This window comes from Microbacterium sp. 1154, assembly GCF_031455375.1.
Lineage (GTDB): Bacteria > Actinomycetota > Actinomycetes > Actinomycetales > Microbacteriaceae > Microbacterium.
The window spans coordinates 415,289-429,914 of sequence record NZ_JAVDSN010000002.1 but is presented as its reverse complement, the minus strand read 5'-3'; the positions used below and the strand labels follow the sequence as shown (position 1 = coordinate 429,914).

The 14,626-nt window shown below is 67.6% G+C and carries 20 protein-coding genes; all 20 read left to right on the top strand.

Going from position 1 to position 14,626, the window contains the following annotated elements; all coding sequences use genetic code 11:
• Positions 1-173 precede the first annotated feature (173 nt).
• The 20 genes from J2X55_RS11355 (at position 174) to J2X55_RS11265 (ending at position 14,600) form a co-directional block, all read left to right on the top strand.
• Positions 174-974 (top strand): hypothetical protein, encoded by an 801-nt coding sequence (locus J2X55_RS11355; protein WP_309823514.1) that lies wholly within the window; start codon positions 174-176, stop codon positions 972-974.
• Positions 964-1,149, top strand: a complete 186-nt coding sequence (locus J2X55_RS11350) for a hypothetical protein (protein ID WP_309823512.1) — start codon at positions 964-966, stop codon at positions 1,147-1,149. The genes J2X55_RS11355 and J2X55_RS11350 overlap by 11 nt, the downstream gene beginning before the upstream one ends.
• Positions 1,139-1,579, top strand: coding sequence for a hypothetical protein (locus J2X55_RS11345; protein ID WP_309823510.1), 441 nt, complete (start codon positions 1,139-1,141; stop codon positions 1,577-1,579). The genes J2X55_RS11350 and J2X55_RS11345 overlap by 11 nt, the downstream gene beginning before the upstream one ends.
• On the top strand, positions 1,576-2,022 hold the full coding sequence (locus J2X55_RS11340; RefSeq protein WP_309823508.1) for a hypothetical protein: 447 nt from the start codon (positions 1,576-1,578) through the stop codon (positions 2,020-2,022). The genes J2X55_RS11345 and J2X55_RS11340 overlap by 4 nt, the downstream gene beginning before the upstream one ends.
• Positions 2,019-2,426, top strand: a complete 408-nt coding sequence (locus J2X55_RS11335; RefSeq protein WP_309823507.1) for a hypothetical protein — start codon at positions 2,019-2,021, stop codon at positions 2,424-2,426. The genes J2X55_RS11340 and J2X55_RS11335 overlap by 4 nt, the downstream gene beginning before the upstream one ends.
• Positions 2,408-3,763 carry a DNA (cytosine-5-)-methyltransferase gene (locus J2X55_RS11330; RefSeq protein WP_309823506.1) on the top strand — a complete coding sequence of 452 codons (1,356 nt, stop codon included), beginning with the start codon at positions 2,408-2,410 and terminating at the stop codon, positions 3,761-3,763. The genes J2X55_RS11335 and J2X55_RS11330 overlap by 19 nt, the downstream gene beginning before the upstream one ends.
• A gap of 372 nt (positions 3,764-4,135) precedes the next feature.
• The gene (locus tag J2X55_RS11325) at positions 4,136-4,804 is read left to right on the top strand and encodes a hypothetical protein (protein ID WP_309823504.1); all 669 of its coding nucleotides are present in this window, start codon (positions 4,136-4,138) and stop codon (positions 4,802-4,804) included.
• The gene (locus J2X55_RS11320) at positions 4,779-5,012 is read left to right on the top strand and encodes a hypothetical protein (protein WP_309823503.1); all 234 of its coding nucleotides are present in this window, start codon (positions 4,779-4,781) and stop codon (positions 5,010-5,012) included. Before J2X55_RS11325 ends, J2X55_RS11320 begins: the two co-directional genes overlap by 26 nt.
• Positions 5,009-5,302 carry a hypothetical protein gene (locus J2X55_RS11315; protein ID WP_309823501.1) on the top strand — a complete coding sequence of 98 codons (294 nt, stop codon included), beginning with the start codon at positions 5,009-5,011 and terminating at the stop codon, positions 5,300-5,302. Before J2X55_RS11320 ends, J2X55_RS11315 begins: the two co-directional genes overlap by 4 nt.
• On the top strand, positions 5,302-5,790 hold the full coding sequence (locus J2X55_RS11310; protein ID WP_309823499.1) for a single-stranded DNA-binding protein: 489 nt from the start codon (positions 5,302-5,304) through the stop codon (positions 5,788-5,790). The genes J2X55_RS11315 and J2X55_RS11310 overlap by 1 nt, the downstream gene beginning before the upstream one ends.
• Positions 5,768-6,286 (top strand): hypothetical protein, encoded by a 519-nt coding sequence (locus J2X55_RS11305; RefSeq protein WP_309823497.1) that lies wholly within the window; start codon positions 5,768-5,770, stop codon positions 6,284-6,286. Before J2X55_RS11310 ends, J2X55_RS11305 begins: the two co-directional genes overlap by 23 nt.
• Positions 6,287-6,549: 263 nt before the next feature.
• Positions 6,550-7,176, top strand: a complete 627-nt coding sequence (locus J2X55_RS11300) for a hypothetical protein (protein ID WP_309823495.1) — start codon at positions 6,550-6,552, stop codon at positions 7,174-7,176.
• Complete coding sequence (locus J2X55_RS11295) at positions 7,173-7,508, top strand: hypothetical protein (protein ID WP_309823493.1); 336 nt, start codon at positions 7,173-7,175, stop codon at positions 7,506-7,508. Before J2X55_RS11300 ends, J2X55_RS11295 begins: the two co-directional genes overlap by 4 nt.
• A 749-nt stretch (positions 7,509-8,257) precedes the next feature.
• Positions 8,258-8,554: an HNH endonuclease gene (locus tag J2X55_RS17375; protein WP_396653261.1), complete on the top strand. Its 297-nt coding sequence runs from the start codon at positions 8,258-8,260 to the stop codon at positions 8,552-8,554.
• Positions 8,555-8,857: 303 nt separating this feature from the next.
• Complete coding sequence (locus tag J2X55_RS11290) at positions 8,858-9,340, top strand: hypothetical protein (protein ID WP_309823491.1); 483 nt, start codon at positions 8,858-8,860, stop codon at positions 9,338-9,340.
• 40 nt (positions 9,341-9,380) lie between these two features.
• Positions 9,381-10,829: a terminase large subunit domain-containing protein gene (locus J2X55_RS11285; RefSeq protein ID WP_309823489.1), complete on the top strand. Its 1,449-nt coding sequence runs from the start codon at positions 9,381-9,383 to the stop codon at positions 10,827-10,829.
• Positions 10,830-10,841: 12 nt separating this feature from the next.
• Positions 10,842-11,066, top strand: a complete 225-nt coding sequence (locus J2X55_RS11280) for a hypothetical protein (protein WP_309823488.1) — start codon at positions 10,842-10,844, stop codon at positions 11,064-11,066.
• An 11-nt stretch (positions 11,067-11,077) separates the two neighbouring features.
• Positions 11,078-12,346 (top strand): phage portal protein, encoded by a 1,269-nt coding sequence (locus tag J2X55_RS11275; protein ID WP_309823486.1) that lies wholly within the window; start codon positions 11,078-11,080, stop codon positions 12,344-12,346.
• Complete coding sequence (locus tag J2X55_RS11270) at positions 12,346-13,356, top strand: hypothetical protein (RefSeq protein ID WP_309823484.1); 1,011 nt, start codon at positions 12,346-12,348, stop codon at positions 13,354-13,356. The genes J2X55_RS11275 and J2X55_RS11270 overlap by 1 nt, the downstream gene beginning before the upstream one ends.
• Entirely contained in the window at positions 13,353-14,600 is a 1,248-nt protein-coding gene (locus tag J2X55_RS11265) for a phage major capsid protein (protein WP_309823482.1), read from the top strand. Before J2X55_RS11270 ends, J2X55_RS11265 begins: the two co-directional genes overlap by 4 nt.
• Positions 14,601-14,626 lie beyond the last annotated feature (26 nt).

Below are 14,626 nucleotides of genomic sequence, written 5' to 3'. Positions count from 1 at the left end.
CGAACGCGCTCGCACCGATCGGCGTGGGTCTGCTCTGACGTGGCGTGCGTCATCGACGCAATGGCCTGGGTGACGCGCGGAACCGGAGATCCCGCATGGTGGCGCGTCGGCACAGAGGGCGAGTGGTCCTCGCAGATGCCGACGCCCGAATTGATAGCAGCAGGAGGCGCACGATGACCGAACGCAGAACCATCAGTGTCGAGACAGCACGCGCCGCCGTCCTGGCCTCGGGCGAGCTCGAGATGCTCGACGGACCCTACTTCCTCGCGGAGGAGGACGGTGCCTGGCGTCGATTCCACTTCGGCGGTACGCCGCCGATTGCAGCCCGCGTCGTCATCACCCGCCGCGGCCACAGCCCCCGCGAGGTCATCATCGGCTGGGACGAGTACGAAGCGCAGGATCAGACGGACCCCGACTGGAACGCCACCCGAGCGCTCAAGCCCATGACGATCTTCGGGTCCGAGGTCGAGCGTCACGCGTACCGCGTCACCTTCGCGGACATCCTCGCGCCCCTGCTCGCCGCCGCCCCCGCGGCGCCCGACGACGGGCCCGCCCCGTGGGAGACGGCCGCGAGACCTACTCGTGACTGGTTCGCCGAGTTCGCGCTGGCGCGGAGCATCGAGGAGATCGACGCCCTGCATGTCGAGGCGCGCGCTGCACAGGCGTACTCGGTGAAGGACAGCGCCCGCCTGGACATGGCCCGCCGCAACCGCCGCCGCCAGATCGAAGACCCGAGCCGTGCATTCGAGGGCGCCGCCGCGGCGGTCGTCGCAGAGATGGACGAGATCCGACGCGCCGATGACGCGGACGTGTGGGCGCCTGGACCGTCTGAGAACCCGCAGGGCCCAGCCGCCGCCGAGCGCCTCGCCGAGCTCAACGAGATGGTCGCACGTCCGCGCCCGCAGGATCATCTGCCGTCGAACCGTGCTGGCCGCCGCGCCCAGAAGCGGAAGGGGTCGCGCCGTGGACGCTGAGCAGTATCTCTCCTTCCTCGAGGAGACGACGGGCTACATGGACGCCATCACGCACATCAAGAACGGTCTGCAGGGCCGCGGGTGGAGCGAGGAGCAGGCATCCGCCGCGGCGCGCGAACTGTTCGCCATCGCCGCGATGCAGCAGAACCAGAAGGGGGCGCGCCGTGGACGCTGACCCCACCACCGGCGGGATCTCCGACCAGGGCCCGTCCGTCGACCTCGTGCCGCTGAACCTCGCCAGTCTCGACGAGGACGAGCTGATCCACCTGTTCCCCACCCCGGTGCAGTGCGCCGGTGCGCTCCTCCAAGCCCGCCAGGCCATCGCCCGAGCACCTGAGATCCTCGCGGGCCGATCCAAGGCCGTGAAGGACGCGAAACGTCTCCTCGCCGCCGCCCGCGGCTACGCCCGCCAGAACGCGCAAGGCCGTGACGCGGAGACCCGCAAGCTCGTCGCTGAATCTGACGCGTCCGTCATCGAAGCGTGGGAACACCTCGACGTGTGCGAGCTCGCCCTCGAGTACGCCCGCGAACGCCGCAAGTCCCTCTCCGAAGACATCGACATCCTTCGCTCGCTGAACGCCAACTTCCGCGGGGAGCACTCGTGATCAGTGACCTCGAGATCCGCGACAGCGAGAAGTGCCTCGGCTGCGGACACCGCAACATCTCGCACGCCTACGCGCCGGTGCTCGTCGGCTCAGGCATCGGAATGGGGGAGTGCGGAAAAGACCCGTGCGGGTGTCACGCGTTCCAGCGCCCGCCCCGCACGCCAGCGTCCGAGTGGCTTCCGGGCGACGTGGTAGTGGGCTGCGGGTGGACCATCCACTCGGTCGCGCACCGCATCTCCGCCAACCCGCGGCTGCGCATCGTCATCGTCGAATGGGTCGAAGGGCTCGACGAGCACTGGGCGCCGTCCATGTTCCCCGTATCCGAAGGCCATCACATCGAGCGTGACGGGGTGCCGTCGCCGACCGCTCCCGAACCGACCATCCCGGAGGATGCTCCGATCACCGGAGGGCTGCTCGACCTGCTCGGGCTGATGGCATCATGACCCGTCCTGGTGAGTTCTCGCCTGCCACGGTGCAGCTGATCTGGGACCGCGACAAGGGCCGGTGCGCCATGCCCGGGTGTGAGCGCCCTCTCGTGCGTGAGCGTCGCGCTGAGCCGTTCGGCGGCTGGTCGGTGCAGCACCGTGAGGCCCGCGGGCCGGGTGGGGTGAAGCGCAACAGCGACCGCCCCCACCTCGTGCTCCCCTCGAACGGTGTGCTGCTGTGCGGCACCGGAACAACGGGATGCCATGGGGACGTCGAGCATCACCGCGACAACGTCGACCCCGCGTGGGGTTTCACCGTGTCCCGTCTCGGTATCGCACGACCCGCCGAGGTGCCCCTGTTTCACGCCACTTTCGGGTGGGTGCGTCTTGATGACTCCGGCGGATGGGAGACCGCAGCATGAGCGGCCTGAAGTCCGGCGAGCTTTTCGCTGGCGTCGGTGGTCTCGGGATGGCCGTCGACGACGTGTTCGGGTCGGATCCGGCGTGGTTCTGCGAGTTCGACGCCGCCCCGTCCCGGGTGCTCGCGCACCATTTCCCCGATGTGCCGAACTACGGCGACGTAACCAAGGTCGACTGGGCCACCGCGCCGCATGTTGACATCCTCGCCGGCGGGTTCCCCTGCCAGGACGTGTCCCTCGCGGGCGCGCGCCGCGGCATGAAGGACGGCACCCGCTCCGGTCTGTGGTCGGAGTACGTCAAAGCCATCGACACCCTCCGCCCGGACTGGGTCGTCATCGAGAACGTGAGAGGACTGATCAGTGCCCGAGCCGATAGCGAGGTGGAACCCTGCCCGTGGTGTGTGGGAGACGGAGACGATGAGTATCATCTGCGGGCACTCGATGCCGTACTCGCAGACCTTTCCCGTCTCGGGTTCGATGCGGAGTGGACTGGTCTTCGAGCAGCCGACGTCGGCGCCCCTCACGGACGATTCCGATTCTTCATCCTCGCCTGGCCCGCAGAACGCACTCTTGCCGACGCCGCAGGTGGCGGACGCGACGGGTGGGCACGCGGCGCGGTCCGGGGCGCGCTCGAGCGAGCTGCTACTGCCGGGTGTGGCAGTGAGTCTGGCGACCTGACGCTGCTGCCGACGCCGACTGTCGTCATGAACGACGGCGAGTCCGTCGAGTCATGGTCGGCACGCCGCGACCGGGTGAAGGCGACCGGGGTGAACGGCAACGGCATGGGAATGCCGCTCCCCATCGCTGTCCAGCTGCTGCCGACCCCCATGGTCGGATCTTCGTCGCCGGCCGCTCATGGTCAAATCAGCGGCGACTTCCGCGCCCGCATGGATCGCGTGATCGAGCAAGTCAAGGTACTGCCGACACCTACGGCTCGTCTGGGCGACAAGCACGGACGGGGAGCTTCTGACCCAACTCGCCGCAAGGAACTGAACCCGAAGCGCGGCGGAGAGTTGGACGAAGTTGCTGTGCACGTCGTGCCGGCGGACTGGGGCCCCTACACGGCGGCCATCGCGCGGTGGGAGGCGGTCATGGGCCGCCCCGCCCCGTCGCCTGTGCGGATGGACGGGAGGGGCGGGAAGGCCCGCCTGAACCCGGAGCTCACGGAGTGGATGATGGGCTGGCCAGCCGGGTGGGTGACCGCTTCGGCGCAGCTGTCCCGTGCGGAGCAGTTGAAGGCGTGCGGGAACGGTGTCGTGCCGCAGCAGGCCGCAGCGGCGCTGCGGATGCTGCTCGCTCGCCCCGGTGTGCCGGCTGTGCGATCGGCGGTGTCCGCATGAGTGCCATGCCTGAGTACGCGATGACCTACGTCGTCGTCTTCCAGGACGCAGCGGGTGTCGGCCGTCACATCGTGAAGGTCGGTCGGGCGTGGGTGTCGTCTCGCTTGGATGAGCTCGCCCGTCTCGGGGGTCAGGTCATCCTCGCGCCGCGGGGGACGGACGCGTCGTGGGAGCGGGAGGCGTTGCGGTCGCTGCGCACCCGGTTCCGTCGTGCGTTCACCAGCTGGGGTGAGGCGGAGACCGTCCTCGGGAAGGGCGGCAAGGGGTACACGGAGTGCGTCGTCGTCCGTGATGAGGAAGTGCAGTTGGCCCTCGATCTGATCATCGAGGGTTTCGCGAGAGGGAACAGACGGAGTGTCAACCAAGCAACGCATGATCAACCCGTCGGACTGGGCGCACCTCGCCGCCGCCCCACACGACGCCATCCCGCTCGCCGTGTGGCTGTGGCTGAAACTCGACCCGATGGGTCGGGGCCCGTTCGACGTCGACTGGATCGCACACGACCTGTACCCACCGGAAACTCCGGACTGGGAGGCCGCGAAGGACGAGGTGCTGGGGCATGTGCTCGCGTTGATGGACGCAGGGTTCCTGTCCACGTACAAGGCCGACGGGCGGGAGTGGCTGCTGTTGTTGCACCCGTTGCGGGTGGACATGCGTGGGGTGACGATCCGAACCCCGGAGCCGGAGTCTCCATGGACGTCCGTGGCTATGGGGCGAGGGGGCGCGAGGGAGCGGGCGCGGGAGAGGGTGCGGGCGGAGAACGGCGCGAGAGCTGCCGCTTGGGACGCGGTGCAGGCCGGCCGCGAGGAGACGCCGGAACGCCCCACGAGACCGCTGCGGATGGACGCCCCACCCCGGTACTGCTCCAAGCACATGCCCCACGGTCCCGGTCAAAAGAAGTGCGGGCCCTGTCGGGATACCCGCCTGGATCAGGACGAGTGGCTGGAATCGCGGGTGTACGAGCAGAAGCTCGCGGACTACTACGAGCAGACCGACGACTGGGAGGGGCGGGCTGATGGGCCAGGCGATGAGCCGTGGTGACCGGAACCGTCTGGCGCTGCTGGACACGTCACTGTCCAAGCTCGAGACCGCTGAAAAGCAGGCGCTGCTCGAGCTGAAGCGGGCCGGGTTCACCTTCAAGACCATCGGGCAGGCGAGGGCGTTCCAGGAGCGCGCGCGACTGCTGGTGAGGACGCAAGCCGAGGCGATCTCGGACATGACCAAGCACATGAGGAGCATCGAGAAATGACGACCGAACGAATCGACCACGCAGCGAAGGCCCGCGAAGTGCTCGCTGAGATCGAGCAGATGGACCCGCAGACGCAGTGGGTGGAGATGACGCAGAAGCAGCTCATCGCGACAGCCAACATCGGCCTGGCGTCCGTGGAGCAGCAGCGCATCGCCAACCTCGTCGCCTACTGGCAACTCCACACGCCGCGAACCATCGAAGAGACCGGGTGCATCGAGGTGTCGGAACTGTACATCGACGGTGACGGCCCGAGCGTCGACACCCAAGTGCGAGAGGGGCTGGGTCTCTAATGGTTGGGGAAACGGTTATCACCGTCGTCGGCAACCTGACGGCGGATCCGGAATTGAGGTACACGCAGAACGGTCTGCCGGTGGCGAACTTCACGATCGCGAGCACCCCTCGCACGTTCGATCGTCAGGCGAATGAGTGGAAGGACGGTGATGCCCTGTTCTTGCGTGCGTCGGTGTGGCGTGAGTTTGCGGAGCACGTCGCCGGGTCGCTGACGAAGGGATCCCGTGTCATCGCGACGGGCCGGTTGAAGCAGCGCACCTACCAAGACCGTGAGGGGAACAACCGCACGGCGATCGAGCTCGAGGTCGATGAGATCGGGCCTTCGCTTCGCTATGCGACGGCGACGGTGACGCGTGCAGCGTCGACCGGCCGACAGCAGCAGCCTGCACAGTCGACCGAGTGGGACTCGCGTCAGCCGGGTGACTCCGAAGCGTGGTCCACCCCGACATCGGGGGAGGGGAGCTATGGAGACGACACCCCGTTCTGAGATGCGCATCCTGACCGTGCGTCAGCCGTGGGCGTGGGCGATCATCCACGGCGGCAAGGACGTGGAGAACCGCATCCGCAACATCGCCGGGGGCTACCGCGGGCCCGTAGCCATCCACGTCGCGCTCAGCGAAGACGAAGACGGATGGGATGACCCGAAACTTCGAGCGGCCTGGTCCGAGTTGCCAGCCATCAAGGTGCTCGGCAAGTTCTACCGGCCGCTCAGCCCCATGTGGGCGGAGTTAGGTCACATCATCGGGATCGTCGACATCCTGGACGCGCACGAGGGGCACTCCGAATCGTTGCACGCGTTGAGCGGCGAGGTCATTGCCACATCCCCATGCTCGCCGTGGGCGCGACCCGACACGCATCACCTCGTGCTCGCCAACCCGCGCGCGCTGACCGAGCCGATCCCGTACCGAGGCGCGCTCGGCCTTCGCCGCCTCGACGACGACACGACCGCGCGCATCCTCGCGCAGATCGGCGGGGAAGCATGAGCGATCGGGTATGTATCCGTGGCTGCACTCAGCGTGATGTGCACTGGGCGACATGCGCGTGGTTCGGGATTGACGACGAGCAGGGCAACGCGGTGGCCCCCTGCAAGGGCTGTGCTCCTCGTGAGTGCCGTGATGGGTCGCTGGTCTGTGACCAGTGCTTCGGTCGCGCCCGTGCTCTCCTATCCGATGCCCCTGACCTGCTGGGTCGTCTGCGGTCTTTGGGGGATCCGTCGAAGTCGGGGTGGAACTGGGATCGGGGTGAGGTGATTCGCACGTCGTCGCCGCATCCGCCGGCGCCGATTGGTGATGACCTGATCGATGCAATTCACGCGGTGGAGACGGCGGTGCGGTTCTTCGGCCCGGACATCGCCGCTACGTCGAATGATGCGGACGCGATGGGGTGGCTGGGCCCGCTGGTGTTGGACCGTCACGCCCCGGATCATGACGGCGTCCGGGAGGGGTGGTCTGTTCGGGATGCTGTGGACCGGTGGGGCGTGGAACGTCAGGACACGTTCCGTTTCCCGCGTCGTCTGCCGTCTGCACCTCACGGGTCGTATGCCCGGTTCGATGAGGAGGAGGAGGCGGGGTCGGTGACCGAGTGGTACGACCCGCTCCTCACCTCATCTGAGGCTGCGTCGTTGCGTGGGGTGAACGAGCGCACGGCCCGCAAATGGTTGGACCGTGGCCTGCTCGGCCCGACCGTGCGGATGCGCGATGGTCGGCACACCGTCCGGAAGGCGTACGCGTCCCGGTGGTTCGCGGTGAACCCGTGCCCCATCGTCCACGAGGGGGAGTGGTGCACCCGGGTGGATGGTCATGAGGGGCCGTGCGGACTCCGACCCGGCACCAGACCGATACCCACCAACCACGAGAACAGGAGCACCAAATGAAGCTTTGGGGTATCGAGGACAGCGGCCCGCTCGTCCGCATCGACCACCACAACCTGCCCGACCTGGACGAACTAATGCTCGACGTGCTGATGCACCCGGATATGCGCGACCAGCTTGAGGATGACTGGTCGTGGGTTACCGAAGGCGAGGACGTGCCGACGCGATTCGCGGGCGCGTACAAGCCCGAGGCGATGGTCGGGTGGTACCGCACCAACCCGTGCACGTGTGGCGAGGAGCACAGCTTTGACATGGGAAGCGTCGATAGCGACGATGACGGGCTCCCGGTCGGCAAGGCCGCGCGTGGGGCGTTCATGGCGGTGCACTTCGGATGACCACTGGATCGAGTGGTTCGTAGCCCCGGCGTGTCGTGATGATGTTGATACCTGGGTGGGGCCGTCGTAACTGATAGGCTTACGCCTAGTACTAGAACCGTAGGAAGCCCCGAGTCGCGTTACGCGGCCAGGGGCTTTCTCCGTTCCTGGGTGTTCTTCCTGCCTGGTGCCCCGGGTGGGATCTCGTCTCATTCGCCGCACGCTGTCATCTGACGCACGAGCGGCGCGACGCCGGCCCCGACCTGTACCGCGGGCCCGCTGAGCGCACCACCTTCTGCATGTGGAGCTGTGCCGTGCGTGTGAGACGTAGACGTGAAAGGCGGGGTGCCCGGCTGCGATGACGCACCGGGCAACCTGCCGCTAAGCCGGCGAGGGAGCCGCACATGAGGGTCACCCTGCTCTGCACCGTGTGTGTGGCTGTGGGTGCTTCTGCTGTCCTGTTCGGGCGGCGTTCGTGGCATGGGTTCTTGTGGTGGCTGTTCGGAAACGGAGAGTGAAGATGCTCAACGGACGCGACGGCGCGAGAGCCAATGACGCTGACGCCACTGAGGTTCAGGTGACCGAGGGCGGATATCCGTGCAGCGCGGACGGCAAGCCGTGCCCGTGTGGGTTCGACTCGGAAGACTGCCGATGACAAGCCTGACGCCTCGCTGTGGTGTGTGTGGTGAACCGGCGTGGGGTGTCTGCTGTGACGTGCTGATGGCTGAGTTGGACGATGACGGTGACACCGTTCTGAGGGGAAGCGACTAATGGCCGCTGGTATACCGGGTCGCACTACTGCGGCGCACCGCAAGAACCGCGCGAACCTGAAGGCTGCGGTAGCTGAGCATGACCTGCCGTGCGCTGAGTGTGGCGAGAAGATCGACACCACTCTCCCTCGCGGTCACAAGGATGCCTTCGAGTACGGACACATCAAGTCCGTAAAGACCTACCCCGAACTCGCCGACGACCCGGCCAACGGTCAGCCTGAGCACCTCCGCTGCAACCGCGCGAAGGGATCAGGTTCGTCGCGGCCTGGTCTCGGTGACCCATCCGAAGTTTGGTGAGGAGCGTTCAGTCGTGACACTCGAAGCCACACCACGCGAGCCCCACATCCGGACCTACACACGCGACGGCGCATCAGCCTTCGTCGAGGTGAACACCCTTCGGGTGCGTTGTTATCACCGAAGAAGCGCTGCACGCCATCCTCACCGATGCCGGATGGGGAGAAACCACCAAAGGCCCCACCCTCCACTGAGGGGTAGGGGTCTCCGAATCTCTACTCGCAGGGGCTCCTCAGTCCGCCGGGTGTGATCTGTCCCCCTCCGCGGGCTCGTGTCCCGTGTCCCACCCCCCGGGAGGTGGTCAGAATGGCCATGACGCCCGATGAGAAGCGCCGGCGTGAGCGTGAGCGCAAGGCGAAGCAACGCCAGGCCGCCCGGGAAAAAGCTCAGCTCGAGGCGCTGCCGCGGATCGGCCCCGCGGGCCGGAACCCGGGTGGGACATCTGGTGGGACAGAGGATGGGACACCCGGCGGGACAGCACCGCGTCGCCTCTCGAATGAGGCGGCCGCGCTGGCATTCGTCGAATCGCTCGCGGTGCCTCTCTCGGCGCAGCCCCGTGTCGCGCTGCTGGTGACCCTGGCGCGGGACCTCGACTCGGATGCCATCGCGCAGCGGTCGGCGATCGCGCAGCGTTACGAGGAGACGATGGACCGGCTCATCGCGGACGCCAAGCCTATGGAGCGTGACGAGCTGGACGAGCTTCGCCGTTCGTTCTACACCGGGAGCGTGGATGGCATCGACGACGACCCGGAAGCGCCCCAGCGGCGCCCAGTCCGCAAGAAGGCGTAGCGCGCGGCCGCGGCGGGTATACGGGCACATGGCGCCCCGTGTGTTCACCCCGCCGCGGCGTGCGCTGAACCCGCAGACTTCCGCCGGCTACGCGGCGATCATCTTCGCGATGCAGCTGCACGAGGCGCTGAAAGACACGCGCCACCGCGAGCTCGCGCCGAAGTTGAACCCCTGGCAGCGGTGGTTCCTCATCCACGCGCTCGAGCTCAATCCCGACGGCTCGTACCGGTTCAAGACGGTGCTGCTGTGGGTGGCCCGCCAGAACGGTAAGACGTTCATCGCGGCGCTGCTGATCCTGTTCCGCATGTACGTCGACGCCGACGCGATCGTCATTGGCGTCGCTCAGAAGCTGGCGACGGCAAAGAAGACATACGAGCACGCGCAGAAGATTATCGACGCGATCCCGCGCCTGAAGCGCGAGCGCGGCAAGACGAACTCGATCAACGGCGAGCTGTGGTTCGAGCTCAAGGACGGGCAGCGTTACTGGGTTGACTCGGCCGAGAACGGCGGCCGCGGCCTCACCTTCGACCTCGTCTTCGTGGACGAGATCCTCAAGCACAAGAACTTCTCGGCATGGTCGGCGCTGTCCAAGACCACCGCCGCGCGCCGCCGGTCGCAGCTCATCGCTGCGGCCAACGCCGGCGACACCTCCGCGGTGGTGCAACGCTTCCTGCACAAGCAGGGCATGGACGCGATCGAGGCCGACGACAAAGACACCACGATCGGGCTGTTCTGGTGGTCACCGCCTCCGGGCATGCCCTTGGACACACCCGAGGCGTGGGCGTACTCCAACCCGTCGCTGAACTACAACCTCCCCGAGGAGAACCTCCGGGCCTACTGGATCAGCGATCCGCGCCCCGTGTTCGAGTCCGAGGTCGCGAATCTCTTCGTCGACTCCTCCGTCGGCGGACCGTTCCAGCCTGGCAAGTGGGCAGATGGCTTCGACCGGTTCTCGAAGCGCAAGGACGGCGGCGACGTCTACCTCTGCATTGAGGTGTCCCACGACCGCAGCTACGCGCACATCGCCTTCGCGACGTACCGCGAAGACGGCCTCGTGCACGTCGGCATCATGAAGTCCCGCCCCGGGACGGACTGGATCGTGGACTGGCTGCAGAGTCCCGAGCGCACCTTCACCCCGGCCGGAATCACCTTCCAGACCAAGGGCGCGCCGGTGTCCTCGCTCATCACCGAGTTCACTGACGCCGGCATCGAAGTAACCGACTGGGGTGGCGCCGACCTCGGCCGCGCCGCCGGACTCCTGCTCGACGGGGTCAACCTCGGCAAGATCAAGCACCGCAACCAGCCGCTCCTCGACATCGCCGCGAACACCGCCGTCATGAAGTCGCTCGGCGGCGGGTACGTCGTCGACGCGAAGAACTCGCCCGGCGATGCCTCGCCGCTCTGGGGCGTGGCCGGCGCGCACTGGCTGCTCAAGAACCCCGGCGACGGCCCCTCGATCTACGAGGAGCGGGGCCTGACCACCGTCTAGGAGGAACCCCGCATGGCCCACCCCGACCGCCTGATTCGCTCGCAGATCCGCAGCCGCTACATCGCCACCCTCGACACCGAGGAGACCTTCGAGGGCGTGCTCATCGACGTCGACGACCGTCACCTGGTGCTCGCCGACGCCGTGTCCCTCGCAAGCAACGGCGACCGCCTCGCGATCGACGGCCACCTGTGGCTGCCCCGACTGGGCGTCAAGTACCTGCAAACCCTGACCACCTAGGAGGTTCCCGCGTGCTCCTCTCCAATGGATCAGTGGTCGCCACCCCGCAGCAGGGCGACCTCGCCGACACCGGCGGATCGTTCGGCGGCACCTACTACGGCGCCGGCGACGTGCCCCTCATCGGCGCGTGGGCGGCCTACAGCGAGATCTACAAGAACCAGCTGTGGGTCGGCGTCGTCATCCGCAAGCTCGCGATGGCTACCGCCCGGAACCCCTTCGAGATCAAGGTCGCGACGAAGGGCGGCGGCCAGGACGACGAAGAGGGAAACCTCGCCGAGCTCATGGCCCGCCCGAACGAACGACTCTCCGGGTTCGACCTGTGGCTGTGGACGTCATCGACCTACGACCTGTATGGCGAGGCGTTCTGGCTGAAGCTGCGCGACCGGAACGGTCGGGTGCGCGAGCTGCACCCCATCCACCCCACGAACGTCGTCATCCGCCGGAACGACGCCGGCGAGACGGTGTTCGCATACCGGGGGCGCACCGACATCGAGTGGCCCGAGCGCGACGTCGTCGTGTTCAAGAACTACAACCCGGAGAACCTCCGCCGCGGCCTGTCGAACCTCGAGGGTCTGCGGATGACGCTGCTCAACGAGGACGCCTCCCGCCGCGCCACGGCGTCCTGGTGGAACCGCGGCGCGCGGCCCTCTCTGGTCGTGAAGCACCCGAAGACGCTCTCGCAGGGCGCCGTGGACAGGCTCGCCTCGCAGATCGACCGGCAGTACAGCGGCACCGACAACGCCGGCCGCCCCCTCATCCTCGAGGAGGCGATGGAGGCGGCCGTGGTGCAGCTATCCGCCGAGGAGATGCAGTACATCGAGTCGCGGAAGCTTAACCGCGAGGAAGTGTGTGGCGCGTACGACGTGCCTCCGCCGGTCGTGCACATCCTCGACAAGGCCACCTTCTCCAACATCACGGAGCAGCTGCGCTCGATGTACCGCGACACGATGGCGCCCCGGTTCGAGCTGTTCGAGTCGGTCGTCGACCACCAGCTCGTCCCGGACTTCTACGCCACCGGCGGCGTGTTCACGAAGTTCAACATGGACGAAGTGCTGCGCGGCGACTTCGAGACCCGCGCGACCGCTGTCGCCTCCCTCATCGAGCGCGGCGTGATGAAGCCGTCGGAGGCACGTCCGCTGTTCAACCTCCCGCCCGCCGGGCCGGAGTCCGAGGTGCTCTACGCCAACGCGGCGCTACTGCCTCTGGGGAGCACCACTCCGCAGAAGGTGGCGACTGACGGCACCCTCATCCCGCAGCCCATCGAGCAGGAGGGAACCTGATGGACATCATCCGCAAGGACGCGACGATCGCGGCCACCGGCACCGAGAACGACTTCCCCGGCACTTTCGAGGTGATACTGTCCGCGCCCACGCTGGACCGCGACGGCGACACCCTAAAGGCCGACGAGTGGGTGCGGCCGCTGCCCGAGCACATCACCTTCGACTCCGACCACGGCATGTCCGTGGCCACGACAGTCGGATCCGGTGTGCCGCGCATCGACGACGAGACGGGGAACCTCATCGTGGCCGGCACCTACAGCTCGCTGCCGCGGGCACAGGAAGTGCGCACGCTCGTCAACGAGGGTCACATCCGCACCACATCGGTGGCGTTCATGACCCTCACCGAGGGCAAGGGCGCCGGCGCGGTGACCAAGCGGGAACTGCTGAACGGGGCGTTCGTCGCGATCCCGTCGAACCGGGAAGCGGTGGTGCTCACCTCGAAGTCCGCCACCGCGAAGGTCGGGGCGCGCAACAGCGCGGCGGACGGGGAGCTGATCCAGAGCATTCTGGACGCCGCCGTCGCCCTGGGCGCGGCAATGCCGTCAGAGAAGGCGTTCCGCGCACGCGCGGGTGTGAAGACGCTTGCCGGGTCGCTCGAGGCCGTGCAGGAGCGCGCCCGCGCGGCGCTGCGCGACGCCAATCCGGGGGACTGGGTGTGGCTTCGCGGCACGATCCCGGATGCCGACGGCGGCGGCACCCTCGTGTTCGAGGTCGAAGACCGCGACACGTACGAGACCGAGCTCTACCGCCAGAGCTACACCGACGACGGCGCGGCGATCACCCTGCAGGGTGAGCGCTCGACCGTGGGAGTGACCGAAGTGCTCACTCCCGACCCTGACAGCAAGTCGCTGACGCCCCCGGCCGACGCCGGTGCCGACGGTACGCCCCCCGCGGGTGCCGTCGACGCGCCGACCGAGGACGAAGCGGACCAGGCCGAGCTTCAGGTCCGCATGGCGCGAATCCGCGTCATGAACACTCTCGCAGGAACCAACTCCCAGGAGGGGAAATGAGCACGAAGCTCAAGGAGGCTCAGGACAAGGTCCGCGAGCTCTCGCAGAAGGCACTCGACGTCGCGGAGAACCGCACCGGCGAGTACAAGTCGTTCGCGGACCAGAAGGCGGCCCTCGATCCGCTCGAGGCCGACATCAAGAAGTGGACGGAGGAGGTGCAGAACCTCGACTACATCGAGGAGAAGCGCAAGTCCTTCGCGCAGGCATCCGGCGGCACGCTGGACGACGCATCCGCCGACGAGCGGACGGAGGCCGTCGCGAAGTCGTTCGGCCAGCAGTTCGTCGAGTCGGCCGCGTACAAGTCGCTGGTCGAGAAGGGCCTCAAGGGCAACTGGGCCTCGGGAGACGTCGAGCTGAAGGCGCCCCTGCTGCAGGGCAACGCCGGAGCGCCCGGCGGTGGCTACCAGGTCACCAACCAGCCCGCCGTCCAGCCCGGCATCATCGATCAGCGCTTCCGCCAGCTGACGATCGCCGACCTGTTCCCCTCGGGCACGACCACCTCGCCGCTCATCCGCTACCTCGTGGAGTCTGTCGTCACCAACGGTGCCGCCGCGGTGGCCGAGGGTGGGCTGAAGCCCGAGTCGGCGCTGGCGTTCACCAAGGTCGACGAGGTGCTGCACAAGATCGCCACGTTCCTGCCCATCTCGGACGAGATGCTCGAGGACTGGGCGCAGGCGCGCTCGTACATCGACGCCCGCCTGGTGCTGTTCGTCAAGCTCGCCGAGGAGGCGCAGCTGCTCAACGGCGACGGGACCGGTGCCAACCTGGTCGGTCTGCTGAACCGACCCGGCCTGGCCACCCCAATCGCGCGCGGCACCGCGCCGTCCACCGCGGATGACAACGCGATGGACGCGATCTACCGCCAGATCACGCGCATCCGCACCACGCAGTTCCTCGAGCCCGACGCGGTCGTCATCGACCCGATCGGTTGGGAGGGCATCGTGCTGTCCAAGAACCTGCAGGGCGCCTACTACGCGCAGGGCCCGTTCGTGCAGGAGGCGACCCCGTCTCTGTGGGGCAAGCGCGTGGTCAGCACCCCGGCCATCGCCGAGTCCAGCGCGCTCGTCGGCGCGTTCGCGCAGGGCGGCCAGGTGTTCCGCAAGGGCGGCATCACCGTCGAGGCGAGCAACAGCCACGCCGACTATTTCCAGAAGAACCTCACGGCTCTTCGCGCGGAGGAGCGTCTGGCGCTGGCCATCTACCGTCCCGGCGCCTTCGGACGCGTCACCGACCTCAACGGCTGACCCGACAGGGCGCCCGGCGCACACCG